The 25,684-nt window shown below is 53.8% G+C and carries 22 protein-coding genes and 1 other RNA gene; 14 read left to right on the forward strand and 9 right to left on the reverse strand.

The annotated features are described in order from the left end of the window. Positions 1 to 19 precede the first annotated feature (19 nt). A complete protein-coding gene (ppsR, locus tag ACEPLT_RS09115; RefSeq protein WP_008500644.1) occupies positions 20 to 853 on the reverse strand; it encodes a posphoenolpyruvate synthetase regulatory kinase/phosphorylase PpsR in 834 nt (277 codons plus the stop codon). Positions 854 to 1,188: 335 nt separating this feature from the next. Here ppsR and ppsA point away from each other — a divergent pair, with 335 nt between their 5' ends. From ppsA to ACEPLT_RS09130, 3 genes are all read left to right on the forward strand, one after another. After that, on the forward strand, positions 1,189 to 3,567 hold the full coding sequence (gene ppsA / locus ACEPLT_RS09120) for a phosphoenolpyruvate synthase (protein ID WP_032674600.1): 2,379 nt from the start codon (positions 1,189 to 1,191) through the stop codon (positions 3,565 to 3,567). A 234-nt stretch (positions 3,568 to 3,801) separates the two neighbouring features. Beyond that, the gene (locus tag ACEPLT_RS09125) at positions 3,802 to 5,202 is read left to right on the forward strand and encodes an MFS transporter (protein ID WP_032674601.1); all 1,401 of its coding nucleotides are present in this window, start codon (positions 3,802 to 3,804) and stop codon (positions 5,200 to 5,202) included. Between the two features lie 3 nt (positions 5,203 to 5,205). Continuing rightward, entirely contained in the window at positions 5,206 to 7,581 is a 2,376-nt protein-coding gene (locus ACEPLT_RS09130) for a glycoside hydrolase family 3 N-terminal domain-containing protein (protein WP_232928771.1), read from the forward strand. A gap of 5 nt (positions 7,582 to 7,586) precedes the next feature. Here the strand turns inward: ACEPLT_RS09130 and rprA are convergent. Further along, positions 7,587 to 7,694: antisense sRNA RprA (gene rprA, locus ACEPLT_RS09135), an RNA gene on the reverse strand. 207 nt (positions 7,695 to 7,901) lie between these two features. Continuing rightward, the gene (gene ydiK, locus ACEPLT_RS09140) at positions 7,902 to 9,017 is read right to left on the reverse strand and encodes an AI-2E family transporter YdiK (RefSeq protein WP_021241100.1); all 1,116 of its coding nucleotides are present in this window, start codon (positions 9,015 to 9,017) and stop codon (positions 7,902 to 7,904) included. Between the two features lie 200 nt (positions 9,018 to 9,217). Here ydiK and ydiJ point away from each other — a divergent pair, with 200 nt between their 5' ends. The 3 genes from ydiJ to ACEPLT_RS09155 all read left to right on the forward strand — a co-directional run bounded on the left by ydiJ (position 9,218) and on the right by ACEPLT_RS09155 (position 12,961). Continuing rightward, complete coding sequence (ydiJ, locus tag ACEPLT_RS09145) at positions 9,218 to 12,274, forward strand: D-2-hydroxyglutarate dehydrogenase YdiJ (protein WP_032674603.1); 3,057 nt, start codon at positions 9,218 to 9,220, stop codon at positions 12,272 to 12,274. Beyond that, positions 12,271 to 12,681 carry a 1,4-dihydroxy-2-naphthoyl-CoA hydrolase gene (gene menI, locus ACEPLT_RS09150; protein ID WP_008500638.1) on the forward strand — a complete coding sequence of 137 codons (411 nt, stop codon included), beginning with the start codon at positions 12,271 to 12,273 and terminating at the stop codon, positions 12,679 to 12,681. The genes ydiJ and menI overlap by 4 nt, the downstream gene beginning before the upstream one ends. Positions 12,682 to 12,766: 85 nt before the next feature. Beyond that, on the forward strand, positions 12,767 to 12,961 hold the full coding sequence (locus tag ACEPLT_RS09155) for a YdiH family protein (RefSeq protein WP_003857766.1): 195 nt from the start codon (positions 12,767 to 12,769) through the stop codon (positions 12,959 to 12,961). 50 nt (positions 12,962 to 13,011) lie between these two features. Here ACEPLT_RS09155 and ACEPLT_RS09160 read toward each other — a convergent pair whose 3' ends face one another. Continuing rightward, positions 13,012 to 13,653 (reverse strand): winged helix-turn-helix transcriptional regulator, encoded by a 642-nt coding sequence (locus ACEPLT_RS09160; RefSeq protein ID WP_032674604.1) that lies wholly within the window; start codon positions 13,651 to 13,653, stop codon positions 13,012 to 13,014. Positions 13,654 to 13,737: 84 nt separating this feature from the next. Beyond that, complete coding sequence (locus ACEPLT_RS09165; RefSeq protein ID WP_032651561.1) at positions 13,738 to 14,397, reverse strand: winged helix-turn-helix transcriptional regulator; 660 nt, start codon at positions 14,395 to 14,397, stop codon at positions 13,738 to 13,740. Positions 14,398 to 14,901: 504 nt separating this feature from the next. On the opposite strand from ACEPLT_RS09165, the gene ACEPLT_RS09170 reads away from it, so the two are divergent. The 8 genes from ACEPLT_RS09170 (at position 14,902) to ACEPLT_RS09205 (ending at position 22,086) form a co-directional block, all read left to right on the forward strand. After that, positions 14,902 to 15,420, forward strand: a complete 519-nt coding sequence (locus tag ACEPLT_RS09170; RefSeq protein ID WP_032651563.1) for a fimbrial protein — start codon at positions 14,902 to 14,904, stop codon at positions 15,418 to 15,420. Positions 15,421 to 15,479: 59 nt separating this feature from the next. Beyond that, positions 15,480 to 16,157: a fimbrial biogenesis chaperone gene (locus ACEPLT_RS09175; protein ID WP_447088369.1), complete on the forward strand. Its 678-nt coding sequence runs from the start codon at positions 15,480 to 15,482 to the stop codon at positions 16,155 to 16,157. A 40-nt stretch (positions 16,158 to 16,197) separates the two neighbouring features. After that, entirely contained in the window at positions 16,198 to 18,738 is a 2,541-nt protein-coding gene (locus tag ACEPLT_RS09180; RefSeq protein WP_032674605.1) for a fimbria/pilus outer membrane usher protein, read from the forward strand. Positions 18,739 to 18,746: 8 nt separating this feature from the next. Continuing rightward, on the forward strand, positions 18,747 to 19,670 hold the full coding sequence (locus ACEPLT_RS09185) for a fimbrial protein (protein ID WP_032674606.1): 924 nt from the start codon (positions 18,747 to 18,749) through the stop codon (positions 19,668 to 19,670). 10 nt (positions 19,671 to 19,680) lie between these two features. Next, the gene (locus ACEPLT_RS09190) at positions 19,681 to 20,190 is read left to right on the forward strand and encodes a fimbrial protein (RefSeq protein ID WP_032674607.1); all 510 of its coding nucleotides are present in this window, start codon (positions 19,681 to 19,683) and stop codon (positions 20,188 to 20,190) included. Between the two features lie 12 nt (positions 20,191 to 20,202). Next, on the forward strand, positions 20,203 to 20,712 hold the full coding sequence (locus tag ACEPLT_RS09195) for a fimbrial protein (protein WP_032674608.1): 510 nt from the start codon (positions 20,203 to 20,205) through the stop codon (positions 20,710 to 20,712). 135 nt (positions 20,713 to 20,847) lie between these two features. Beyond that, complete coding sequence (locus tag ACEPLT_RS09200) at positions 20,848 to 21,441, forward strand: EAL domain-containing protein (protein WP_032674609.1); 594 nt, start codon at positions 20,848 to 20,850, stop codon at positions 21,439 to 21,441. A 3-nt stretch (positions 21,442 to 21,444) separates the two neighbouring features. Further along, positions 21,445 to 22,086 (forward strand): LuxR C-terminal-related transcriptional regulator, encoded by a 642-nt coding sequence (locus tag ACEPLT_RS09205; RefSeq protein ID WP_032651576.1) that lies wholly within the window; start codon positions 21,445 to 21,447, stop codon positions 22,084 to 22,086. Positions 22,087 to 22,153: 67 nt separating this feature from the next. On the opposite strand, the gene fdhF is transcribed toward ACEPLT_RS09205, so the two are convergent. The 4 genes from fdhF to ycgZ form a co-directional block, all read right to left on the reverse strand. Then, positions 22,154 to 24,304: a formate dehydrogenase subunit alpha gene (fdhF, locus tag ACEPLT_RS09210; protein WP_032674611.1), complete on the reverse strand. Its 2,151-nt coding sequence runs from the start codon at positions 24,302 to 24,304 to the stop codon at positions 22,154 to 22,156. Positions 24,305 to 24,493: 189 nt separating this feature from the next. Then, a complete protein-coding gene (locus ACEPLT_RS09215; protein WP_008500635.1) occupies positions 24,494 to 24,772 on the reverse strand; it encodes a biofilm/acid-resistance regulator YmgB/AriR in 279 nt (92 codons plus the stop codon). A 29-nt stretch (positions 24,773 to 24,801) separates the two neighbouring features. Continuing rightward, positions 24,802 to 25,122: a hypothetical protein gene (locus ACEPLT_RS09220; RefSeq protein ID WP_021241105.1), complete on the reverse strand. Its 321-nt coding sequence runs from the start codon at positions 25,120 to 25,122 to the stop codon at positions 24,802 to 24,804. Positions 25,123 to 25,126: 4 nt separating this feature from the next. Next, the gene (gene ycgZ, locus ACEPLT_RS09225; protein WP_008500634.1) at positions 25,127 to 25,366 is read right to left on the reverse strand and encodes a regulatory protein YcgZ; all 240 of its coding nucleotides are present in this window, start codon (positions 25,364 to 25,366) and stop codon (positions 25,127 to 25,129) included. Between the last annotated feature and the right edge of the window lie 318 nt (positions 25,367 to 25,684).

Consider the following 25,684-nt stretch of genomic DNA (forward strand, 5'->3'; position numbering starts at 1 on the left):
GAGCTAATGTACTAGCATATTAGTACATGCGGCGATTAAGCCCCATGATGTCGAGAATTTTGGTGGCAATTTCTTCCACAGAGTAGTTGGTGCTGTTCAGCCACGGGATCTGATTTTTGCGGTACAGGGCTTCCACTTCGGAGACCTCCATCCGGCACTGGCGCATGGAGGCGTAGCGGCTGTTCTCGCGGCGCTCTTCGCGGATGGCGGCAAGGCGCTCCGGATTAATGGTCAGCCCGAACAGCTTGTGCTGCAGCGGCTTCAGGGCGGCGGGCAGCACCAGGTTATCCATATCGTCAGCGATGAACGGGTAGTTGGCGGCGCGAATGCCGAACTGCATCGCCAGGTAGAGGCTGGTCGGCGTTTTGCCGCAGCGCGACACGCCAAGCAGGATCACCTGCGCCTGGTCGAGATTACGCAGCGAGATGCCGTCGTCGTGCGCGAGGGTATAGTCAATGGCGGCGATACGGGCATCGTACTTGGTCAGGTTGCCGGGGTTCAGCCCGTGGGTACGGTGGGCGATAGGCGTTGGGTCGAGCTTCAGCTCGCTTTGCAGCGGAGCCACCAGCGCCTGCACGATATCCTGGCAGAAGCCTTCACTCTGCAGAATGATGGCGCGAATCTCGGGGATCACAATGGAGTAGAACACCAGCGGGCGGACGCCGGTCTGCTGGTAAATGGCGTCGATCTGGTCCTTCACCGCTTTGGCGCGGCTCTCATTTTCGACAAAAGGCAGCGTAATGCTGTTGATCGATACGGGAAACTGCGACATCACCGCGTGGCCCAGCACCTCGGCGGTGATCGCCGTACCATCAGAAATATAAAAAACGTGACGATCGACAGCACTATCCATTTTATCCACCCTGAATATCAGACGTAATTGTCTGAAAGCATAAATTAAAAAAGTAATTTACACAGCAAAGAACTTATCCTAATTATGAATGAAACGCTGTTTTTGATTTTCCTGAAAAGTGGATTTCATTTTTCAAATAGCGACTTTATTTTTGGGGTTTCTGGCTGAATATAGAGGAATCATCGGGTTAATCGTTGATGGGAAAGTATCCGAAAAGTTGAAAATTTAAATTGCTTACACGATTCACCGTTTTTTTAGCGGAAATAATTATGCCAGTATAAATACGTAGTCAGGTGTTTCTTACTCCGATCAAATATCACAAAAGGATTGTTTCGATGTCCAACAATGGCTCGTCACCGCTGGTGCTTTGGTATAACCAACTCGGCATGAATGATGTAGACAGAGTTGGGGGCAAAAATGCCTCCCTGGGTGAAATGATTACAAACCTGTCGGGTATGGGTGTCTCCGTACCGAACGGGTTTGCCACCACCGCCGATGCCTTTAACCTGTTTTTAGACCAGAGCGGTGTTAACCAGCGCATTTACGACCTGCTGGATAAAACGGATATTGATGACGTGACCGAGCTTGCGAAAGCCGGGGCGCAGATCCGCCAGTGGATCATCGACACACCTTTCCAGCCGGAACTGGAAAAAGCCATTCACGACGCGTACAACCAGCTCTCCGCTGACGATGCGCAGGCCTCCTTTGCCGTGCGCTCCTCTGCCACCGCAGAAGACATGCCGGACGCCTCGTTTGCCGGGCAGCAGGAAACCTTCCTGAACGTCCAGGGTTACGATGCGGTGCTGGTGGCGGTGAAGCACGTGTTTGCTTCCCTGTTCAACGACCGCGCCATCTCCTATCGCGTGCATCAGGGCTATGACCATCGCGGCGTGGCGCTCTCCGCTGGCGTGCAGCGCATGGTGCGCTCGGACGTGGGCTCATCCGGCGTGATGTTCTCCATTGATACCGAATCCGGCTTCGACCAGGTGGTGTTCATCACCTCCGCGTGGGGTCTGGGTGAGATGGTTGTGCAGGGTGCGGTAAACCCTGACGAATTCTACGTTCACAAGCCTACGCTGGCCGCTGGCCGTCCGGCGGTGGTGCGCCGCACCATGGGCTCGAAAAAAATCCGCATGATCTATGCCCCGACCCAGGAGCATGGCAAGCAGGTTAAAATTGAAGACGTACCGCAGGAGCAGCGCGACCGCTTCTCCCTGACCGACGCCGAAGTGCAGGAGCTGGCGAAGCAGGCGGTGCAGATTGAAAAACACTACGGCCGTCCGATGGATATCGAATGGGCGAAAGACGGGAACACCGGCAAGCTGTTTATCGTGCAGGCGCGCCCGGAAACCGTCCGCTCACGCGGCCAGGTAATGGAGCGTTACACGCTGCACGCCCAGGGCAAAATCGTGGCGGAAGGCCGTGCCATCGGTCACCGCATCGGTGCCGGTCCGGTGAAGGTGATCCACGACATCAGCGAGATGAACCGTATTGAGCCGGGCGACGTGCTGGTGACCGACATGACCGACCCGGACTGGGAACCGATCATGAAGAAAGCGGCGGCTATCGTCACCAACCGCGGCGGCCGTACCTGTCACGCGGCGATCATCGCCCGCGAGCTGGGGATTCCTGCGGTTGTCGGCTGCGGTGACGCCACCGAGCGCATGAAGGACGGGCAGAACGTGACCGTCTCCTGTGCCGAAGGTGATACCGGCTACGTGTATGCCGATATTCTCGACTTCAGCGTGAAGAGCTCCAGCGTGGATACCATGCCGGATCTGCCGCTGAAGATCATGATGAACGTCGGCAACCCGGACCGCGCGTTCGACTTCGCCTGCCTGCCGAACGAAGGCGTAGGCCTGGCGCGTCTGGAATTTATCATCAACCGTATGATCGGCGTTCACCCGCGTGCGCTGCTGGAGTTTGACGACCAGGAGCCGAAGCTGCAGAACGAAATCCGCGAGATGATGAAAGGCTACGACTCGCCGAAAGAGTTCTACGTCGGCCGTCTGACCGAAGGGATCGCGACGCTGGGTGCCGCTTTCTATCCGAAACGCGTGATTGTGCGCCTGTCTGACTTCAAGTCAAACGAATACGCCAACCTGGTGGGCGGCGAGCGCTACGAGCCGGAAGAAGAGAACCCGATGCTGGGCTTCCGCGGGGCCGGACGCTACGTGTCCGACAGCTTCCGCAACTGCTTCGCGCTGGAGTGTGAGGCGGTGAAGCGCGTGCGCAACGACATGGGGCTGACCAACGTCGAAATCATGATCCCGTTTGTGCGTACCGTGGATCAGGCGAAAGCGGTTGTTGACGAGCTGGCGCGTCAGGGTCTGAAGCGCGGCGAGAACGGGCTGAAGATCATCATGATGTGTGAAATTCCGTCCAACGCCCTGCTGGCCGAGCAGTTCCTCGAGCACTTCGACGGCTTCTCTATCGGCTCGAACGACATGACGCAGCTGACGCTGGGTCTGGACCGTGACTCCGGCGTGGTCTCTGAGCTGTTCGACGAGCGTAACGAGGCGGTGAAAGCGCTGCTCTCCCTGTCCATCCGCGCGGCGAAGAAGCAGGGTAAATACGTCGGGATTTGTGGTCAGGGCCCATCCGACCATGAAGACTTTGCCGCATGGCTGATGGAAGAGGGGATTGATAGCCTGTCCCTGAACCCGGACACCGTGGTGCAAACCTGGCTGAGCCTGGCGGAACTGAACAAGTAACGCCACGCTGACCCGAAAAGGCGAGGATATTATTCCTCGCCTTTTTTATTTCCGCCCGAATATGCTCCCCATCACAAATAAAGTAAAAAACTAAATATCATAATTTGCCTGTCAATTTAGACAATTGTTAGCGCGCAAACCGTTGCTAATACTTGAGCCTTACATGCGCATTTCCCTTCAGATGATGCGCAACTGGTTGAAATACGTTTTAACCTGATAAAAAGGCAAATAACAATGACACTCTCCTCTGTATTGCGTACCAAAGATAAAATAGGTTATGGCTTAGGTGATATGGCCAGCGCGCTGGTCTGGCAAACGGCAACGTTATTTCTCGCCTATTTCTATACGGACGTTTTTGGGCTGCCCGCCGCAATCATGGGCACCATGTTTTTAGTGGTGCGCGTGGTCGATGCGTTTGTCGACCCGTGCATTGGCGCGCTGGTGGATCGCACTCAAACGCGCCACGGCCGTTTCCGTCCCTGGCTGCTGTGGTTCGCCATTCCGTTTGGCGTAAGCTGCCTCATCACCTTCTATGTACCGGACGTGGGGCCGACGGCGAAAATCGTTTATGCCTGCCTGACCTACGCGATCTTAAGCCTGATTTACTCCGCGATTAACGTGCCTTACTGCGCTATGCCCGGTGCGCTGACGCTGGATCCGCGCGAGCGTCACTCCCTGCAGTCGTGGCGCTTTGGCCTGTCGTTTATCGGCGGGTTGATTGTGACGGTGATTGCCCTGCCGCTGGTCTCACTGTTAGGCCAGGGCAACGTGCAGAAAGGCTATTTCTACGCCATGAGCCTGATGGGGCTGCTGGGCATTGTGCTGTTTTTCTGCTGCTTCCTGATGACCCGCGAGCGTTATTCTCCGCGCAGTGATACTTCCGGCTCGATGCTCACCGATTTAAAACTGCTGGCCGGAAACAGCCAGTGGCGCATTGTTTTCTTGTTTAATATTTTGCTGTTAACGGCGGTGGTAACGCGCGGTTCCGCCACGATGTATTACGTGAACTACGTGCTGTTGCGCCCGGAACTGGTTTTTGCCTTTATTGTTTCCGGAATGGTCGCCTCCTTAAGCGGCGCACTATTATCTGAACGGCTGCTGGGGAAATTTGACCGCGTGCGCGCCTACCAGTGGACCATTATTTCCTTCGTCATTTTCGGGGCGCTGATTTTCTTCCTGCCGCCTTCGCAGGTGTGGCTGATTTTTGGCCTCAACATTGTCTTTAGCTTTGTGCAAAACCTCACCACGCCGCTGCAGTGGACCATGTTCTCCGATGTGGTCGATTACGAAGAGCATCGCAGCGGCCGCCGCCTGGACGGGCTGGTTTTCTCTACCGCGCTGTTTGCCATCAAATTTGGGCTGGCGCTGGGTGGGGCGGTCGTCGGCTGGGTGCTTGGCATGGTGGATTACGCCCCGGGACAGGCAGCCCAGGCGCCGCACGTGCTCTCTACGATCAACGCCCTGTTCACCCTTATCCCTTGCGCGCTGTTCCTCTGCATGGTCACGCTGCTTTCAATCTACAAGCTTAACAGTCGGCTGGTGGATTCCATCGCCCGGGAGCTGGCCAGCAAGCGTGAGGTGAGACCCGAAGCAGGGCCGCTCAGCCCGGCAACCCCTTCCGCACTACAGGAGTAAAACATGACAGCTATCTATAAGGACGCGGGACGTCCCGTGCACGAGCGCGTCGCCGATTTACTGGCGCGTATGACCCCGGAAGAGAAGTTCGCCCAGATGCATGCGTACTGGCTGATCCTCGATGAAAACGGCAACCACCGCGAGCGCAGCGATCTGAGCGACGAATTCGCTGGCGTGAGCGAGCAGGCCGCGCTGAGCGAGCGGCTGAAGCTGGGCGTCGGGCAACTTACGCGCCCGCTGGGCACCCATATCGTTGATGCGAAAACCGGCGTGCGCGCCGCTAACCGCCTGCAGCGCATGATGATGGAGGAGACGCGCCTCGGCATTCCGGCCCTGTTCCATGAAGAGTGCCTGGTGGGGCTGCTGTGCAAAGACGCCACGCTGTTCCCGTCGTCGCTGAACTACGGTTCGAGCTGGGATCCGGAGCTGGTGCAGCGCGCGGCAGAGCAGATTGGCAAAGAGGCGCGATCCGTCGGCTGCCAGCAGGGGCTGGCGCCGGTGCTGGACGTTTCCCGCGACGTGCGCTGGGGGCGAACCGAAGAGACCTTCGGGGAAGATCCCTGGCTGGTGGGCGTGATGGCGACCGCCTACGTGAAGGGCTTACAGGGCGATAAGCGCGACCTGCTGGCGACGCTCAAGCACTACGTGGGCCACTCGTTCAGCGAAGGGGCGCGCAACCATGCGCCGGTACATCTGGGCTTTAGCGAACTGAACGACACCTTCCTGCTGCCGTTTGAAATGGCGGTGAAGCTGGCAAACGCCGGTTCGGTCATGCCCGCCTACCACGATATCGACAATCAGCCGGGGCACAGCGATAGCTTCCTGCTGACCACCGTCCTGCGCGAACGGTGGGGCTTCGACGGCATTATTGTGGCGGACTACGGCGGCGTCAGCCTGCTGCACCAGCATCACGGCATTTCCCACGATGCGGCCGAATCCGCCGCGCTGGCCTTCAACGCCGGGCTGGACGTTGAGCTGCCGAAAGATGACTGCGCACGCCATCTGGCAGACGCCGTTGAGCGCGGGCTGATCTCTATGGCGAAAGTGGATGAGATTGTGGGCCGTGTGCTGACTGAAAAATTCCGTCTCGGCCTGTTTGAGAACCCGTATGCCGATGAAAACGGCATCGATCTGCAAAATGAGATGACCCGCCAGGTGGCGCGGGAGGTGGCGACAAAATCGGTCACGCTGCTGGAAAACAACGGTATTTTACCGCTCGGCGGTAAGCCCCGCGTGGCGGTGGTGGGGCCGACGGCAGACGATCCGCTGGCGTTGCTCAGCGGCTACAGCTTCCCGGTACATCTGATCATCAGCGATATGGTTGAAGAGACCTCGCAGGTAACGACCCCGCGCGCGGCGCTGGAGCAGTACCTGGGTGCATCGAACGTGCGCTACGCGAAAGGGTGCCACATTATCGAAAAACGGATGGCGGGTGCGCCGGTCTTCCCGGGCGACAGCGGCGGTAAGCCGATGCAGCAGTCTCCCGTGTCGCAAAGCACCGCCCTTATCCCCGAGGCGGTCAATGCCGCGCAGGAGAGTGACGTGGTGGTGGCCTGCGTGGGCGATCTCGCCGGGCTGTTCCAGAGCGGTACCGTGGGGGAAGGTTCCGACACCGATTCCCTGAACCTGCCGGGCGTGCAGCAGCAGCTGCTGGAGGCGCTGGTGGCGACGGGCAAACCGGTGATTGTCGTGATGACCGGCGGGCGTCCTTACACTCTTCAGGGCCTGGAGGACAAGGTGGCCGCGCTGATCGTGGCGTGGGCACCGGGGCAGGAAGGGGGCTGGGCGATTGCGGACGTGTTAACGGGACGGGCAGAGCCGCAGGGCCGTCTGGTGGTGAGCGTGCCGAAAAGCGCCGGGGCCATGCCGTATTACTACAATCACAAGCTCAAAAGCGGCGGCACGCCGTTTGCGTTCCACTTCGGTTCACGTTATCCGTTTGGCTTCGGCCTTGGCTGGACGACGTTTCGCTGGAATGCTGCCCGCGTCGCTGCAAGCAGCGTGCCGGTCGACGGCGAGGTGACGCTGAGCGTGGATATCACCAATACCGGGGAACGCAGCGGCAGCGAGGTGGTGCAGGTTTACGTCAGGGATAAGGTCGCCACCCAGGTTCGGCCGCTCCAGGAGCTGAAGGCCTTCCAGCGCGTCACGCTCTCGCCGGGCGAAACTGCCACGCTCAGCTTTACGCTGCCGGTGGAGATGTTCAACTTCACCCGTCGCGACGGGAAACGCATCGTTGAGCCGGGCGAGTTTGAACTGCAGGTTGGCGCATCGTCGGCGGATATCCGCCAGGTGGTGACGGTCAATGTGACCGGGGAAACGCGGGTGCTGCCTGCCGAGTGGCGGATGCTCAGTACCTGTGAGGTTACGCGCGCGTAGTCAGGATAAAAAAAAGCCCATCGTGGGAGATGGGCAAAGACTACACACAGCAATTCGTTGTTTCACTCAGGGGATTTCCATGCTTATAAATCAAGGTGTTGATTTATAACCGTGTGCTAATAGTATGCATGTCCGCTTTTAGCGTCGATCGGATTCGTCTCAATAGTTAAAGAGATATAAAGATTTCTTGAGGTTATGAGCAGATTGAGTGCAGAAATTGCGGGTCTGACCAGTGTGCAACGAATAAATACTTTAGCAGCGTTAAAGTATTGGGTGGGGGAATGTAGGCCGGGTAAGCGTTAGCGCCACCCGGCAAAAACTTAATGCGTGTTCTTCTCTTCCAGCTCTTCCAGTTCGCTCAAAATCACGTCCGGGTCGGTTCCCGGCGGCGGAATTTCATGCACCCAGGCGGAGAACAGACGCCAGGTAACGGCGAGCAGCACCGGGCCGATAAACAGGCCAATCATGCCGAAGGCAATCAAGCCGCCAATAACCCCGGAGAGGATCAGGATCAGCGGCAGGTCTGCGCCCATACGGATGAGAATCGGGCGAATGACGTTATCCATGGTGCCGACCACGCAGCTCCAGACCAGCAGCACCGTTCCCCACGTGGTATCTCCCGTCCAGTAGAGCCAGATAATGCAGGGCACCAGCACCAGCAGCGGCCCCAGTTGTGCAAGACAGGTCATCAGCATGACAACGGTGAATATCGTGGCATACGGTACGCCGGAAATCGCCAGACCAATACCGCCCAGCACCGCCTGCACCAGCGCGGTGACCACCACGCCCAGCGCCACCGCGCGTACGGCCTGCGCCGCCAGCAGTACCGCAGCGTCACCGCGTTTGCCCGCCAGGCGGGTGGCAAAGTGACGAACGCCCAAAGCCACCTGCTCACCGCGCCAGTAAAGCAGGGCGCTGAAGAGCAGCATCAGGGTACAGTGCATCATAAAGCGGCCAATATGCGCCGCCTGACCCACAAACCAGGTGGTGGTGGTGCCAATATACGGGCGCACTTTTGCCATCAGCGCGCTGCCGCCCATCTCCAGCAGGCTGTGCCAGCCGCTGTAGAGCTTGGCGCCCACGACCGGAATGCTGTTCAGCCAGGCGAGATCCGGCAGCGTGAGATCGCCGCTGGTCACGGCGCGGATCACCGGGCCGCTGGAGTCGACGAGACTGTTTACCAGCAGCGCAATGGGAATAATAAACAGCAGGAACAGCAGCAGCGTCATGACCAGCACCGCTAACCCGCGGCGGCCGAACAGCAGCTTCTGCAAGCGCAGCAGCAGAGGCCACGTGGCAACGACAACGGTCGCGGCCCAGGCGAAGCCAAGAATAAAGGGTTGAACAATCCACAGACACGCAATGATCATGAGGGCCAGGAACAGCACCGACAGCAAAATTTGCGCAACATCCCTGGGCTGGCGAAGATTGACCATAAATGAAACTTTCCTTAAAAGAACGCCAGCGCGGCTGGCGGGAACGGAAAACCGCATCTCTTTAATCATTAATGATCTCAGCGGTTTTTGACAGGCGGATTTTGCCCGTAATTCTACGAAGCACATAAGAAAAAAATGTGATAAAACTTTCCGGACACAACGCAAACGATTTCACATTACTCTAATTAGGGTCGACAGTCATGATCCCACAGATTTCCCAGGCACCCGGCGTCGTTCAGCTGGTGCTTAATTTTTTGCAGGCACTGGAGCAACAGGGTTTTACAGGTGATACCGCCACGAACTATGCCGACAGGCTGACGATGGCAACCGATAACAGTATTTACCAGCTTCTTCCCGATGCCGTCGTTTTCCCTCGTTCTACGGCCGACGTGGCGCTGATTGCCCGGCTGGCCACGCAGGAGCGCTTCGCCTCGCTGGTCTTTACGCCGCGCGGCGGCGGCACCGGGACCAACGGTCAGGCGCTGAACCAGGGCATCATTGTTGATATGTCGCGCTATATGAACCGCATCATTGAGATCAACCCGGAAGAGGGGTGGGTGCGGGTCGAAGCGGGCGTTATCAAAGATCAGCTTAACCAGTACCTCAAGCCTTACGGCTACTTTTTTGCCCCGGAACTTTCCACCAGTAACCGCGCGACCCTCGGCGGGATGATCAACACGGATGCCTCCGGTCAGGGCTCGCTGGTCTACGGCAAAACCTCCGATCATGTGCTGGGCGTGCGGGCCGTTCTGCTGGGCGGCGATATTCTCGATACGCAGCCGATGCCGGTCGAACTGGCGGAAACGCTGGGTAAAGATAACACCGCCAGCGGACGCATCTACCGTACCGTGCTGGAGCGCTGCCGCGACAACCGCCAGCTTATTCTCGACAAATTCCCCAAACTGAACCGCTTCTTAACGGGCTACGACCTGCGCCACGTCTTTAACGACGACCTGACCCAGTTCGATTTAACCCGCGTGCTCACCGGTTCCGAAGGGACGCTGGCGTTTATCACCGAGGCGCGGCTGGATATCACCCGCCTGCCGAAGGTGCGTCGTCTGGTGAACGTCAAATATGACTCTTTCGACTCCGCGCTGCGCAATGCGCCGTTTATGGTGGAGGCGAAAGCGCTGTCGGTTGAGACGGTCGACTCCAAAGTGCTCAACCTGGCCCGGGAAGATATTGTCTGGCACTCCGTCAGCGATCTCATTACCGACGTGCCGGACAAAGAGATGCTCGGTCTTAACATCGTGGAATTTGCTGGCGACGACGCGGAGCTGATTGAGCGTCAGGTCACCACGCTCTGCCAGCGACTGGATGAGCTGATTTCGCAGGGCGAAGGCGGCGTGATCGGCTGGCAGCTCTGTAACGATCTGGCCGGGATTGAGCGTATCTATGCGATGCGTAAAAAAGCCGTGGGTCTGCTCGGCAATGCGAAAGGGGCCGCGAAGCCCATTCCTTTTGCCGAAGATACCTGCGTGCCGCCTGAGCATCTGGCGGATTATATCGTCGAGTTTCGCGCCCTGCTGGACAGCCACGGCCTGAGCTACGGCATGTTCGGCCACGTCGATGCCGGGGTGCTGCACGTGCGTCCGGCGCTGGATATGTGCGACCCGCAGCAGGAGATCCTGATGAAGCAGATCTCCGACGACGTGGTGGCCTTAACCGCTAAATACGGCGGTCTGCTGTGGGGCGAGCACGGGAAAGGGTTCCGCGCAGAATACAGCCCGGCGTTCTTCGGCGAACAGCTCTATGCGGAGCTGCGCAAGGTGAAAGCGGCTTTCGACCCGCATAACCGCCTTAACCCGGGTAAAATCTGCCCGCCAGAAGGCGTGGATGCCCCCATGCTGCAGGTGGATGCCGTCAAGCGCGGTACCTACGACAGACAGATCCCGATTGCGGTGCGCTCCTCCTGGCGCGGCGCGATGGAGTGCAACGGCAACGGCCTGTGCTTTAACTTTGACGTGAAAAGCCCGATGTGCCCGTCGATGAAAATCACCAGCAACCGCATTCATTCGCCGAAAGGGAGGGCGACGCTGGTGCGCGAGTGGCTGCGGCTGCTGGCGGACCGTGGCGTCGATCCCCTCAAGCTGGAGCAGGAGCTGCCGGAAAAACGGGCCAGCCTGCGCTCGCTGATTGAGCGCACCCGCAACAGCTGGCATGCCAACAAGGGCGAGTATGATTTCTCCCATGAGGTGAAAGAGGCGATGTCCGGCTGTCTGGCCTGTAAAGCCTGCTCTACCCAGTGCCCGATTAAAATCGACGTCCCGGAATTCCGCTCGCGCTTCCTGCAGCTTTACCACACGCGCTACCTCCGCCCGGTGCGCGACCATCTGGTGGCGACGGTAGAGAGCTACGCGCCGCTGATGGCGCGCGCGCCGAAGACCTTCAACTTCTTTATCAACCAGCCGCTGGTGCGCAAGCTTTCCGAAAAGCATATCGGCATGGTCGATCTGCCGCTGCTGTCGGTGCCGTCTCTGCAGCGCCAGCTCGTCGGGCATCGTTCGGCGAACATGACCCTGGAGCAGCTGGAGGCGCTCACGCCCGAGCAAAAAGCGAAGGTGGTGCTGGTGGTGCAGGATCCGTTTACCAGCTACTACGATGCCCAGGTGGTTGCGGACTTCATCCGCCTGTCGGAAAAGCTGGGCTATCAGCCGGTTGTGCTGCCGTTCTCGCCCAACGGCAAGGCGCAGCACATTAAAGGCTTCCTGACGCGCTTTGCGAAGACCGCGCAGAAAACATCTGACTTCTTAAACCGCGTGGCGCAACTCGGGATACCGATGGTCGGCGTCGACCCGGCGCTGGTGCTGTGCTACCGCGATGAATACAGGCAGACGCTGGGCGATAAGCGCGGTGATTTCCACGTCATGCTGGTGCACGAGTGGCTGCCGACGGCCCTGGAAGACAAAGCGGCTCAGGACGTCAGCGGTGAGCCGTGGTATCTGTTCGGACACTGCACGGAAGTCACCGCGCTGCCTGGTGCCCCCGCGCAGTGGGCGTCCGTCTTTGCCCGCTTCGGCGCGAAGCTGGAGAGCGTCAGCGTGGGCTGCTGCGGCATGGCCGGCACGTACGGACACGAAGTGAAAAACCACGCCAACTCGCTCGGCATTTATGAGCTGTCCTGGCATCAGGCGATGCAGCGCTTGCCGCGAAACCGCTGTCTGGCGACGGGATACTCCTGCCGCAGCCAGGTGAAACGGGTAGAGGGTAACGGCGTACGCCACCCATTGCAGGCTTTACTGGAGATAATTGGATGATCTGGAAACGTGCCGTGACGCTGCAGGCGCTGAACGCCATGGGCGAGGGGAATATGGTGGGGCTGCTGGATATCCAGTTCACCCGCATTGGCGACGATGACATTGAGGCCACCATGCCTGTCGATCATCGCACCCACCAGCCGTTTGGTTTATTGCACGGCGGGGCGTCCGTCGTGCTGGCCGAAACCCTGGGCTCGGTGGCGGGATATCTCTGTACCGAAGGGGAGCAGAAGGTGGTCGGACTCGAGGTGAATGCTAATCATATCCGCTCGGTACGCAGCGGGCGCGTGCGCGGCGTGTGCCGCGCGCTGCACGCCGGTAGTCGCCACCAGGTGTGGCAGATTGACATTCTCGACGAGCAGGATCGCCTGTGCTGCTCTTCAAGGTTGACGACAGCGGTCGTGTAAAGTTTTCAGATGTTTTGCCTTTGGTCAAAAACTAGCCAGCGGGTTGTGATATACTGGTCAGGTTTTGTACATAAGCGAGGACATCATGGATACTGAAATAACCCCAACACAGCTGGCAATTGAATATTTACGTCGCGATAAGAGCAATCTGTCCCCGGCGCAGTACCTGAAAAAGCTGAAACAGCTTGAGCTGGAATTTACAGATTTGCTGGCGCTCTCTTCGAATGAGCTGAAAGAAGAGATCTACTTTGCCTGGCGGTTGGGCGTTCACGTCCATTGAGAGAGTAATGTTGAAAAGGCCGCAACTGCGGCCTTTTTTGTGCCTGAGATTCAGTATTTAGCGGGGAGCTTGTTGATTTTGATAAGCCTGCCTTCTTCCATTTCGATAAATCCGCCGGTTTTCAAATCCGCCAGAATGCGCATCACGCCGCTGCGGGAGAGGTGGGTTTTATCGCGGATATAGCGTTCAGCGGTTATCGATTTGCGAAAAGTGTCTTCTTCGCGCATCAAATCGATTAACTGTCCACGAATAATCTCATAGGCAGAGGGCGCAATTCGATGAAGCATGTTTTTATAGAGGCGATTGGTAACATGCATAATATGTTGAGATAGAATGTTCCAGAGATTGTGGGTTTCCACAACTTCCCGCGCTTTTTCTACCGGGATAACACCCGTCAGCCCTGGTGTAATGACTTTACAATACTCATCAAAAAAGACGTCCGTCACATTGCCTATCCCAAACAAAGCGGGGGCCTGCACGGTGAACAACAGGGTCTCATCATCCCGGCGGTAGGAGGCCACGCTTCCCTCCAGTATGAGGTAGCACATGGCCTCACCATGAATTGTATGCTCTAAACGTTCTCCGACGACTGTCGTATGAAAGACAGCAAAGGGACGCAGATGTGCAATTAGTTCACTCGCGAAAGGTGATGAGCGATAACGATCATCTGCGATGTCCTCAAAATCTGGCATAGATAACGACCTTACTGTTTCATTGTATTATCGAAACATTATAGCGCCGACAGGGCTTTCAGGCTCTAACTCAGCAAGGTGTTATCAATACTTTAACGGTAAATGATTTATCTCCTGTAGAACCCCACGCTGCATCGTAATGTATCCGCCTGTTCTGAGTTCGGAGAGGATCCGCATGATGCCGCTACGTGAAAGCCATGTACGGCTCTTAATGTAATTTGCCGCAGTAGTATGTTCCCGAATGGACTCGGGTTCCTGCATAAGCTCCACGAGCTGAGTGCAGATAATATCGTACGCGGACAGCTGCGAAATCATCGCGCAATGCTCGTATACCCGGGAAGCCGAATACATTAGCAGCCTGGCGAAGTGTTCCCACAAATTGTCATTCGCAATGATCTGATTGAAGCTGGCGAGCGCCAGCATACCAATCTCAGATGTTTCTAACGCCCTGACGTACATATGGCCGTTGGTATGCTGGTTACTGACGCCCAGAACAAAGGGAGCCGACTCAGAGTTGAGAATGATGCCATCCCCTCGACGGTGCAGGGCAACGCTGCCGCTTAACAATAAAAAGCAATAGCGTGCTTCGTCGCGATAATAGTGCATAACCTCACCTTTCTCGATTACCATCCGCTCTGAGAATGGCACCATGTGATTAATGAGTAATTCAATTGCGGAGAAAGGTTTTGTCGCTAAGGCGGAGATCCGCGCCTGAGGGGATAACGTCTCTAGCCTGGTATTCATAGTTAACCTCTGTTTTAACCGGTGCAGTTGAGCATGCGCACATAGCCGCATTATCTAAAACGTTGAGCACCAGGGAAATATACCCTACCGGTCTAAATGTAGACCGTTAAAGTAATAGTTATTATAAGTGCTTGATTTATTTATTAGCGAGTGACTGGTCTATGTTTGGACTGGTTTTTTATTTGAATGTAAGAATTTTCTTGGGCTTTGATTCTGTATGTGAAGTTATTAAAAGGTTAATGTTTTCTTTATAGGGTTAAGGTCTACAGTTGGACTGAAAATTAAATTGTCTTTTATCGGACATTTTAATAAATTTCGTTTCAGCCAGTGAACAGCATTGAAGCTCCTGTCTTGTTTGCAGACGTTGTCTGTTATTTAAAGGGAGAGGGTTCAACGTTATGCTTACGGCACTTTTAAAACCGGCACATATAAATGGTCGAATAAACCATAGGGATGATGTTGCCGAAATGATAGTTATAAATAAAGTTACTAAGGATATAAATCATGAAAAAGACGATTATTGCTGCTGCTTTCGCTGCGACTGCTGCTCTGACCATGTCTAATGCATTCGCTTCTGCTGGTACCGTTAATTTTACCGGCGAAATCATCGATGCAGCGTGCACCGTTGATGCGGGTTCTGTAAACCAGACCGTTGATCTGGGCCGTTACAGCAAATCTGAATTTACCGCTGCTGGCGATAAAACCGCTGCGACTAAATTCTCAATCGTTCTGACCAACTGCCCGGCAACCGTAACTGGTGCAACCATCAAGTTTGACGGTTCTGCAGATCCAGCAAACTCTAACCTGCTGGCTGTAACCGGTGGCGCAACGGGTGTTGCTATTAACCTGATGACGGCTGATAGCCAGGATCTGCCGCTGGCGGGTGTTAACAGCCACGTATACAGCCTGGCTGAAACTGTACCAAACACGCTGGACTTCTTTGCTCAGTACGAAGCAACGTCTGCAACTGTTGGCGTAGGTCCAGCAAACGGTGTAGCTAACTTCTCCGTTAGCTACCAGTAATCTTCCTGACCGGAAAAATATGAGGGCCGGTATACGGCCCTTTTTTATCGAGGTGTAAAATGAATTTTCTTAGCAAAACTTTAATTGCCTGCGCAGTGATTTCAGCAAGCGTGTCCGCCGCCAATGCGGGTGTTATTATTGGCGGAACGCGTGTCGTCTATGATGGCAATAAAAAAGAAGCTTCCATTGATGTTAACAACCCGGATAAGACGCCGTACCTTATTCAGTCATGGGTTGAGACATTAAATGGTGGCGCTGAGAAAGCTCCTTTTATTATTACCCCTCCACTGTATCGTCTCGATGGTGGACAGCAGAACATTGAGCGTGTCGTGGTGACCGGCAATTTGCCACAGGATAAAGAAAGTCTCTACTGGCTAAATATTAAAGCGATACCGTCAGCGCCCAAAAAAGATAATACGCTGCAAATTGCGATTAAAACGCGCATTAAGCTGATATACCGTCCGGCAGGCTTAAAGTCTCAGCAGCCGCAGGAGTTGAGTCATCAGTTAACCTGGCGCCGGAATGGAAATCAACTTCAGGTTACCAACCCAACCAGCTATGTCATTAACTTCAATGAAATCAGTCTGGGCGGTAAAAAAATTGAAAATGTTTCGTATGTACTTCCTGGGGAATCAATGAATTTCACGCTGCCTGCTGGCGCTAACTCAACCTCTATTAATTATAAAGTCATTAGTGATTATGGGGCGGTGAGTGACGTGCAAAGCGCAAGCTTGTGAAAATAATTGGTTTTGGAATGTCGTTTCCAAGGTGACGTGAATGATGATAGTAAGGGAATATAATAATTTTAAACCTGCGCGATTGGCTTTATTAATTGCATTTGCCCTCGCGGGTTCAATGCAGAATGCCATGGCGCGTGATTACTTCAACCCGGACCTGGTTGAACTCGATAATCCGCAAAATGGAGGTAAAGCCGATCTCGCTGCGTTTGAAGCGGGCTCGCAGGCGCCGGGAACCTATCACGTCGATGTGATGCTGGATAACGAACTTGTTGATACGCGTGATATCGAATTCAAAACCTCTGGTGCTCCCAATGATGAGGGGAAATTAGAACCTTGTCTGACCGTGGAGCAGCTTAAAGAGTGGGGCGTAAAAACCGATCTATTCCCGGCGCTGGCGGTGGACAACGAGCGTTGTGCGAACCTGCACGCGATACCATCCGGATCCACTGAATTCCAGTTTGGCGCACAGCGTCTGCTCATCAGCATCCCGCAGGCGGCCATTTCTCGTCAGGCGCGTGGATACGTTCCACCAGAACAGTGGGATGACGGTATCACGGCTGCGCTGCTCAACTACAGCCTGAGTGGCGCCAACAACCGCTCGCGCAACGGGAGCAGTGATACCAGCAACACGCAGTACGCTAATTTGCGTCCGGGAATCAACATCGGGCCATGGCGTCTGCGCAATTACACGACCTGGTCACGGGATGAAGATGGCAAGGACAAATGGGATAGCGTTTATACCTACGCCCAGCGCGCGATCGTTCCGCTAAAAGCGCAGATGACCCTTGGCGATAGCACTGCGCCCGCTGATGTCTTCGACAGCATGCCGTTCCGCGGTGCGCAGCTGGCCTCCGATGATGATATGCAACCCGACTCCCTCAAAGGGTACGCACCCGTCGTCCGCGGTATTGCGCGTACCAATGCGCAGGTCATTGTCCGTCAGAATGGGTATGAGATTTACCAGACCTACGTTGCGCCTGGTGCCTTCGAGATCACGGATATGTATCCGACAGGGGGAGCCGGCGATCTGCAGGTCACGATAAAAGAGGCTGACGGTAGCATTCAACAATTCACCGTTCCCTTTGCGTCATTGCCTGTACTGCAGCGAGAAGGGCGATTTAAGTACGCCGTCACGGGTGGGCAATATCGTTCCTACAACAGTAGTGTAGATAAGACGCCGTTTGCGCAAATTACGGGCATCTATGGCTTACCGTATGGCTTAACGGCATACGGCGGTGGTCAAACGTCCAGCCACTACCAGTCGGTCGCTGCCGGTATGGGTAAGAACATGGGAGATCTCGGCGCAGTTTCTGTCGACGTCATTCAGGCATGGTCCACTCCACAAAATCTGCCGAGTGATAGCGGCCAGTCCTGGCGAGCACGCTACAGTAAGAACTTTGTCGAAACCGGCACTAACTTTGCTATTGCAGGCTACCGCTATTCGACCAAAGGCTTTTACGGTATGCAGGAAGTGCTTGATTCATATGGCGATAACGGTGTGATGCAAAACAGACGTCGTAACCGTATGGAGCTGACGATGAACCAGTCTCTGGGCGGTTCATTAGGCTCGATCATGGTGAGCGCTGTTCGTGAAGATTACTGGAATTCCGGGCGAGCGATGGAGTCCTGGAGTCTGGGGTATAACAATTTCTGGAACGGCATCAGCTACGGCCTGACGTATACCTCCACGCGAAACGGGACGCCTGGTACCTACGGTAACCCGACGAGCTATGACAAAGACCGGATGGTGGCATTTAACATCAGCGTGCCGCTGGATAAATTCCTGCCGCAGACGTGGGCAAACTACAGCGTCAATAACAGCAAAAATAGCGGAACGACCCATACGGTTGGCATCAACGGCACCGCGCTGGATAACAATGCCCTGAACTGGAACGTTCAACAGGGGTATGGCAGCGATAATGTCGGATACAGCGGCAACGTGAACGGTGATTACAAGGGGACCTATGCTGAGGTGACGGCAGGGTACAGCTACGACCAGAACAGTGAGCGTCTGAACTACGGTATCCAGGGCGGGGTCATCGCGCATGCTGACGGCGTGACGTTATCGCAACCGCTGGGCGAAACGAACGTTCTGGTAAAAGTGCCGGGAGCGAAAGGTCTGACGGTGCGAAACCAAACGGGCGCGAAAACGGACTATCGGGGATATACCACGGTAAATAACGTCAACGTCTACCGTAAAAACGATATCGTAATCGACCCAGAAAGTATGTCTGATGATGTAGAACTGGATCTCACGACCCGAACCGTTGTGCCAACGCGTGGGGCTGTTGTTCGCGCTGAATACACTGCCAACGTCGGTCAACGTGCATTATTTACGTTATTGCGTGGTAACGGAAAGCCTGTTCCATTTGGGGCGATTGTCAGCGTAGGTGGTATTAAAAACAGCGGCTTTATTGTCGGCGATAATGGACAGGTTTATCTCACAGGCCTAGGCGAGAATGTCGACCTTATCGCGCAATGGGGTGAGGGTAGTGATAAGCAGTGTAAAGCCTCATACGTGTTAAAACCTACCGATGTTAAAAATAACATTGCGGTTGTCAGTACTGTCTGTCGATAGGAAAGAAAATGAATGCATTTAAATATTTTTTGCTGTTGCTTTTGACGTTAATATCCGTAGAAAGCTTTGCAGGCTGTACGAACAATATCGCTACGCAAAACTTTAATTTAAATTTTAATACAATTACTGCGCAGCGGGACGTGGCGCCAGGAACGGTTGTCGCTGCACAGTCGGGTATTTACAATGTGAATTTCTCATGTACTGATTCCTCGAATACCTATCAGGAAGCGATGAACGGTACCTCTCTGGGAAATAACCTTTATGATATAGGCGTAAGTGGGTACGGCATACGTGTGTCAGAAAATGATTCAGGCGGCGGGTTCCACCACTACTTTCCTATGGCATTTGCTCTTGGTACTTATAGCGCGTCATATATGTATAAAGTTGAGTTGGTCAGGACATCTGATCCTGCTGCATCCGGATCGCTACGCAGCGGTCAAATTGCTAACGTATCTATTTCAAACCAATTTTTCATTGCGACATGGAACATCACTGGCGGAAGCATTACGACACTTGCCTGTAGTCTTTCTTCTGGATCGCTGAGTTTTCCGATAGGTAATATCCCTGCGACAAGCTTTGGCTCAACAGTGGGTACAACGCCAGTTAATACTCAGGTTTCGCAGACTCTCGGCTTAACCTGCAATCCTGGCGCAAATATCAACATTTCTTTGAGTGGACAGCAAAACCCTGATGTGGCCAATACCAGCGTTTTAGCGTTATCGGGTCAGGGTGGCCCGGGGGTAGCGCAGGGAGTAGGTGTACAAATATTATATGGTGGTACACCTCTTAATCTTAATAATACCGTTTTCCTGCAGCAATCTGGCGGTGGGTTGGCGTCATTCCCAATCGTGGCCCGTTATTATCAGACTAAATCTGTTGTTTTACCTGGGACAGCGAACACAACAGCAACGTTGAACATTACCTATCAATAAGGGGGAAGATATGAATATTAAATGTTTAGTCCTGAGCTTGTCAGCAATGATACCGTTTTTGTCTTATTCAGCAGATACGGTAAATATTAACGTGACAGGTAATATCGTGGCATCACCCTGTATTGTCAACGGAGGAGCAAGCAGCCTTAATGTTGATTTAGGTAATATTCAGGCAACAGCACTGGCAGCTCCTGACTCATCATCTACTGCGGTACCGTTTACACTGACAGTCACAAATTGCCCAACAGGCACCAGTACTGTCCGAGCTGATATAGGGGGTTCTGCATCACATGATGCGCCTAATCTTTATGAGAATTCAGGTACGGCAGGGAATGTTTATGTTGTTTTGTATAATGGCGTGACGGGTGATTCTTTAGGTCCTGGTTCTACAGTATTTTTACCAGTGCAGAGCGACCGTACAGCATCGATGGCACTTAAAGCTGGCGCATATTCTCTTTATGGCAATACGACACCTGGTACGATTAATTCGGTTATAATTGTTACAATGAGTTATCAGTGAAAGTAAAATTATATGAATACTAAACTCTTTTTATCTGCCTTCCTCTTGAGTTCAGCCCCGTTAATTACCTGCGCTGATACCAATATCAACGTTACAGGCCAGGTTATTGCCAGCCCGTGTGTCGTTGACACGGGCACCGTTTCGAAAGTGGTCAATCTGGGGGAAGATACAAAGCAGAATCTCATTAATGCCGGTGATGGGGGCGTCTGGTCTGATTTTGATCTGCTGGTGCAAAGTTGCCCAGCTGGCACCAGCAGCGTAACGGCCAAATTTACCGGTAATGCCGATACGCAAGATCCCACGGCGTGGAAAAACAGCGGGACCAGCAACAATGTGGCATTACGTATTGCCAGCAGGGATCATGCGACAACATATAGCGTGAACAGCACAATGCAGGTGAATGTCGACAGCAGCACGCGCAGTTCGACATTCCCGCTGTCAGCGAGAATGTTTACGCCGCAGGGAAATTCCACTGCCGGAACGTTCCAGTCAGTAATGAACGTTGATTTTACCTATCAATAACGGCTGAAATATCTTTTTCAAAATAATAAGTTTGAGACCTCCATGTTGATTAATTCCTTGCTTGGGCATGCTATATGTGGTGTTCGGTTCCAGCCTATCTATTCTTCACAGGAAAACAAGATAAAGGCATGGGAGATGCTAAGTACCTTACGTCAGGGAATTGACTGCGAAACGTTTTTTGAAAAGATGTCTTTAAATGCAAGCTCTCGTTTGCTGCGCTGGCAGTTGCGTATAATTTCTCTGTGTGAAGAGGCCGGTGACTATTTTATTAACGTCCCCGCAAGGTTATTATGCCAATCCGAATTGGTCAGTGAAATATTGCCCAGCCTGCGTTCTGGTATCGTTATTGAGGTGCAAGATCCATGCAATTTCATTTTGCTAACAAATGAAGAGCGAGACAGTTTTAATACATTGCATCAGAAGATAAAAAAAACAGGTGCAAAGATATGGTTAGATGATGTTAAAAGCGAGCATTTAGCGCTGCTGGGTGAACGTATTAGCGTATTTGATGGCGTTAAAGTAGATAAAAAAAGCTTATGGGAAAATAGATGTACCCCCTGGGTCTTACAATCAATGATAGCTTACTGCTCAGTAATGGTAGAGCAAGTACTTATTGAAGGCATCGAAGATAACGAGCTCTTTGCTTTGGCTCAGGGTTCAGGGTGCAATTTAATGCAGGGATTTCTTTGGCCTGAAAAAAGGTTGAATATTGATTATGTCTCGGTCTAATAAATGATAAATGTTTTAATTAAAGAAGATGACTTTTTATATCACCATAGCCTCAGGTCATTTGTTGAAGATTTTTTTAACAATGAATATGCAAAAAACGTCAATTTTCTCAAAGGCTATGAGGTGGAGAATATTGCTCGGGCGGAAATAATCGTTTATGCGTTCAGCAAAGGTGAGCATTATACCTGTTTCCCAGAATTAAAGTGTGCGCCTAAATGCGCCATCATTGGTATTATAGAAGCGGAAGAACCGTCATCATCGTTTTTACCGTTCTGCATTCAGCAGACTTTCTTTGTGTCACGCTCAGCGCCACTCTATCTGTTGAAAAGGGTATTCCGTCAGGCATGGGGTGCATACAGTGCTTCCGCTCTCCCTTTCTTTTCAAAAGCCTGCGAAAGCTGTAAGCATAAAACGTTATCACAGCGCGAATTAAATATAATGGCCGGGATTTACAAGGGGGAATCCGTCAAAAACATAGCCAGGGAGATGATGCTCACGCCAAAGACGGTCTATGCCCATAAGTATGCTGTTATGCATAAGTACAACCTGAGCAATGAGCACGAGTTGCTTGAACTCCTGAACAGCTTACTGGAAAAACGCTGTAACCCGAATTTGTTTCGCGAAGCATTAGATCAATTTCGTTAGGGAATTACCCGGCCAAAAAGATGATCATCCCAGTGCCGGGTAAAACTTTTGCTAATTCCTGTTTTCCTCAGACGTTCGCCGCACTTATCAGCCGCGACTTCATGGACTGATACGCCGATGCGGCATAGTCCTCTGCCCAGCGCTGGTCCTTAATCGCCTCCAGCTGCACCGCGCAGTACTTCGTTTCCGGGGTTTTGGAGATGGGATCGAGGTTATCCTGGGTTAGCTCGTTGCAGGCGCCAATCCACCACTGATAGGTCATATAAACGGCCCCGGCGTTGATGCGCTCGCTGATGCTGGCGCGGGAAATTACTTTCCCCCGGCGGGAGCGTACCCAGACCAGCTGTCCGTCAGTAATGCCCAGCTTGTCCGCATCGGCAGGGTTCATTTGCACCCGCCCCGGCTCGTCGGCCAGGCTTTGCAGCGCGGCGCAGTTCCCGGTCATGGAGCGGCAGGAGTAGTGGCCCACCTCGCGGACCGTACAGAGCACCAGCGGGAAATCCGCATCCGGGATTTCTGCCGGCGCGCGCCACGGTGCGGCAAAGAGCTGCCCTTTACCGGTTGGGGTATCGAACTGATTATCTTTGTACAGGTACGGCGTACCGGGATGATCCAGCGTCGGGCACGGCCATTGAACGTGACCCATCTCGCCCATTTTTTCATACGTCACGCCGTAGAAGAGCGGGCACAGCTCGCGCATCTCGTCCCAGATCTGCTGGTTGGAGTCATAATGCATCGGGTAGCCCATCTCGGTGGCGAGCAGGCTGATGATCTCCCAGTCGCGCTTCACGTTGCCGCTGGCTTCAATGGCTTTGCCAAAACGCTGGAAGCCGCGATCGGCACAGGTAAAGACGCCGCCGTGTTCACCCCATGAGGTAGCCGGAAGCAGAACGTCCGCCACCTCTGCCGTTTTGGTCATAAAGATGTCCTGAACCACGACAAAATCGAGCGCTTCAAAACCGCTGCGCACCAGGCTGAGATCGGCTTCCGTCTGGAGCGGATCTTCTCCCATGATGTAATAGGCTTTGACCTTGCCTTCCAGCGCAAGATGCGGCACTTCGGTAATGCGCGTCCCGACGCGACCGTCCATTTTATTGACATCAATACCCCAGGCATCAGCGAACTTCTGCCGGACCGCCGGGTCGGTCACATCCTGATAGCCGGGGAACATATTCGGCAGTACGCCCATATCGCAGGCACCCTGGACGTTGTTCTGACCGCGCACCGGTCCGACGCCGACGGCGGGGCGACCGAGATTCCCGGTCAGCAGCGCCAGGCTGGAAAGCCCTTTGACCACATCCACAGCCTGACCAAACTGGGTCACGCCCATTCCCCACATCACGGTGGCGGAAGGGGCCGCTGCGAAGGTGCGCATTGCCTGGCGGACGTCACGGGCGGGGATGCCGGTAAGATGTTCGACCTTCTCAGGCGCATAATCTTTTACCGTTTGCCGGTAGGCCTCAAGCCCCTCCGTAAAGCGCGCCACGTAACTTTTATCGTACAGCTCCTCTTCCAGCAGCACATAGCCAAAGGCGTTCACCAGCGCCATGTTGCTGCCATTTTTCAGCTGCAGATGTTGGTCGGCAATACGCGCCGTTTCAATACGGCGCGGATCGCAGACGATAATTTTTGCGCCGTTTTCACGCGCTTTCAGCACGCGGCGGGCAACGATAGGGTGGGAGTCCGCGCAGTTATAGCCAAACACCAGCAGGCATTTTGAGTTTTCAATATCGTTAATAGAGTTGCTCATCGCGCCGTTGCCGAGCGTTTCCTGTAAACCCGCCACGGACGGGCCATGACAGACGCGCGCGCAGCAGTCCACGTTGTTGGTGTTCAGCACCGCGCGGGCAAACTTTTGCATCACGTAGTTGGTTTCATTGCCGGTGCCGCGAGAGGAGCCGGTGGTCATGATCGACCGCGGCCCGTGCTGCGCTTTAATGCTGCTGAGCCTGTGGGCGGTGTAGCGGATCGCCTCTTCCCAGGTAACGGGGGTGAAGGCTTCGCCTTTGCGGTAGCGGATCATGGGCTGGGTAAGGCGGGGGGTGAGAAGACGGGTATCGTTGAGGAAGTCCCAGCCGTAAAACCCTTTCAGACATAAGGTGCCCTGGTTTGTGACCCCCTCTGCCGCTTCGGCACGGATGATACGGTTATTTTCAACGACAAGGTTCAATTTACAGCCTGCACCGCAGTACGGGCAGACGCTGGCGATCTTTTTCATCAATAACAGACCTGTTAAGAAATGAAGCAAAGTTGACTGGAAACCCAGTCCCGTATACGGAAATAAGCAGGAACCGTGCCAGGTTGATTTTGCGTGGATTACAGGGTGTTATGGGGGAGGGCGCGTGTCATCGTCAGGCCGATCGTCAGTTTTGACGATGACACGTTAGGGGGCGCGGCGAGCAGGAACTCAGAGATCGTCCATGGTGTAACCCACCACGATTTCCAGCGTCTTACGAATCACATCCGCCTGAACCACGTCGTTGGTGGATTCCAGCGTCTGAATGAGCCAGAGGATGATCGCTTTATTGGAAAGATGACCTTCGGAGGCCAGAACACAGCGTACTGCAGTAGAAAAAATAGCGGACTCTTCAGCAAAACGATCGCCTGCATGGCGGAAATACTCCGCCAGCGCACTGTCTAAAAAAGCAGAGTGATATTCGGGTTGAAGCTGAATATTTTGTCTCATTTGTTCTCACCGTAGCTGTTAAATTGCAGTCAATGTATTTTTTTGGGATCGGACGGTTTTCCACTTCCAAATAACGGCACTACATTGTCTCGGTTATCGTTGAGAGATCCCTCTCTTTTTGTTCGTCCTTGCGCGGTTCTGCGACGTGTAAAGGCGATGCTGTTTGAGCCGATCTCGGCAATCACCATCGCAAGTGTCTCCCGCCGCTGGGGATCCTTTTCATGTTCTTTCATGACCCGCAGACGCTGTAGCAAGCCTTCTGTTGTCACCGGCCCCCGCTCTTTCAGAAGAGAGAGAACGGCTTCACCGATAAGCTGGTCTATCAGTCGGTCTGCGTTACTGCGATTCATATCCTTACCGTTCGAAGAGCAGACCAAGCAGCATGTGGTAATGCTCTTCCTCTTCCGGCCCATCGGCCTTTTCGAGGCGGCTGAGCAATTTTGTACAAAGCGATTTGCGATTAAGGTTTCGCCCGTCGCTGAGAATTTCAACAACCACCTGGCCCAGCGTTTCCTGTTGGGTCGGAAGCGCGGCTTTTTCGAAGTACTGTGCGATTGCTGCTGCGGAATCTGCGACGTAACCTTTCTGCTGCATGTTTCGCTCCTGTAAAATTTTGTAATCAGTAACGTTACATTTAAGGTATACACAATTTCCAAATCTGTACATCTAAAATGTACAGATTTTTAGATTTTTTACGATATATTTTATAAATCATTTATTTTTCATTACGTTGGGTTGGCGTTGTGATGGGGGGTGAGTGCAGGATATATTGTACAAAAAGCGCATGTGCTGGTAAGTTGTACAGCCGAGTCAAACGGTCTCATTAACTGCCGTAAATGGTTGAGATGTAAATTATTTGTCAGGCAATTAATGTGCTATAAATAAACATTCCCCACGTCTTTTGTGGCCAAA

This window comes from Enterobacter sp. fkY84-1 (genome assembly GCF_052974705.1).

Coding starts and splice junctions, on each gene's coding strand:
- ydiJ (WP_032674603.1), top strand. CDS start 9,218: ATGATCCCACAGATTTCCCAGGCACCCGGCGTCGTTCAGCTGGTGCTT.
- ACEPLT_RS09125 (WP_032674601.1), top strand. CDS start 3,802: ATGACACTCTCCTCTGTATTGCGTACCAAAGATAAAATAGGTTATGGC.
- ACEPLT_RS09200 (WP_032674609.1), top strand. CDS start 20,848: ATGCTAAGTACCTTACGTCAGGGAATTGACTGCGAAACGTTTTTTGAA.
- fdhF (WP_032674611.1), bottom strand. CDS start 24,304: ATGAAAAAGATCGCCAGCGTCTGCCCGTACTGCGGTGCAGGCTGTAAA.
- ACEPLT_RS09185 (WP_032674606.1), top strand. CDS start 18,747: ATGAATGCATTTAAATATTTTTTGCTGTTGCTTTTGACGTTAATATCC.
- ycgZ (WP_008500634.1), bottom strand. CDS start 25,366: ATGCAGCAGAAAGGTTACGTCGCAGATTCCGCAGCAGCAATCGCACAG.
- ACEPLT_RS09215 (WP_008500635.1), bottom strand. CDS start 24,772: ATGAGACAAAATATTCAGCTTCAACCCGAATATCACTCTGCTTTTTTA.
- ACEPLT_RS09175 (WP_447088369.1), top strand. CDS start 15,480: ATGAATTTTCTTAGCAAAACTTTAATTGCCTGCGCAGTGATTTCAGCA.
- ppsR (WP_008500644.1), bottom strand. CDS start 853: ATGGATAGTGCTGTCGATCGTCACGTTTTTTATATTTCTGATGGTACG.
- ACEPLT_RS09170 (WP_032651563.1), top strand. CDS start 14,902: ATGAAAAAGACGATTATTGCTGCTGCTTTCGCTGCGACTGCTGCTCTG.
- ACEPLT_RS09220 (WP_021241105.1), bottom strand. CDS start 25,122: ATGAATCGCAGTAACGCAGACCGACTGATAGACCAGCTTATCGGTGAA.
- ydiK (WP_021241100.1), bottom strand. CDS start 9,017: ATGGTCAATCTTCGCCAGCCCAGGGATGTTGCGCAAATTTTGCTGTCG.
- ACEPLT_RS09180 (WP_032674605.1), top strand. CDS start 16,198: ATGATGATAGTAAGGGAATATAATAATTTTAAACCTGCGCGATTGGCT.
- ACEPLT_RS09155 (WP_003857766.1), top strand. CDS start 12,767: ATGGATACTGAAATAACCCCAACACAGCTGGCAATTGAATATTTACGT.
- ACEPLT_RS09130 (WP_232928771.1), top strand. CDS start 5,206: ATGACAGCTATCTATAAGGACGCGGGACGTCCCGTGCACGAGCGCGTC.
- menI (WP_008500638.1), top strand. CDS start 12,271: ATGATCTGGAAACGTGCCGTGACGCTGCAGGCGCTGAACGCCATGGGC.
- ACEPLT_RS09195 (WP_032674608.1), top strand. CDS start 20,203: ATGAATACTAAACTCTTTTTATCTGCCTTCCTCTTGAGTTCAGCCCCG.
- ACEPLT_RS09160 (WP_032674604.1), bottom strand. CDS start 13,653: ATGCCAGATTTTGAGGACATCGCAGATGATCGTTATCGCTCATCACCT.
- ACEPLT_RS09165 (WP_032651561.1), bottom strand. CDS start 14,397: ATGAATACCAGGCTAGAGACGTTATCCCCTCAGGCGCGGATCTCCGCC.
- ACEPLT_RS09205 (WP_032651576.1), top strand. CDS start 21,445: ATGATAAATGTTTTAATTAAAGAAGATGACTTTTTATATCACCATAGC.
- ppsA (WP_032674600.1), top strand. CDS start 1,189: ATGTCCAACAATGGCTCGTCACCGCTGGTGCTTTGGTATAACCAACTC.
- ACEPLT_RS09190 (WP_032674607.1), top strand. CDS start 19,681: ATGAATATTAAATGTTTAGTCCTGAGCTTGTCAGCAATGATACCGTTT.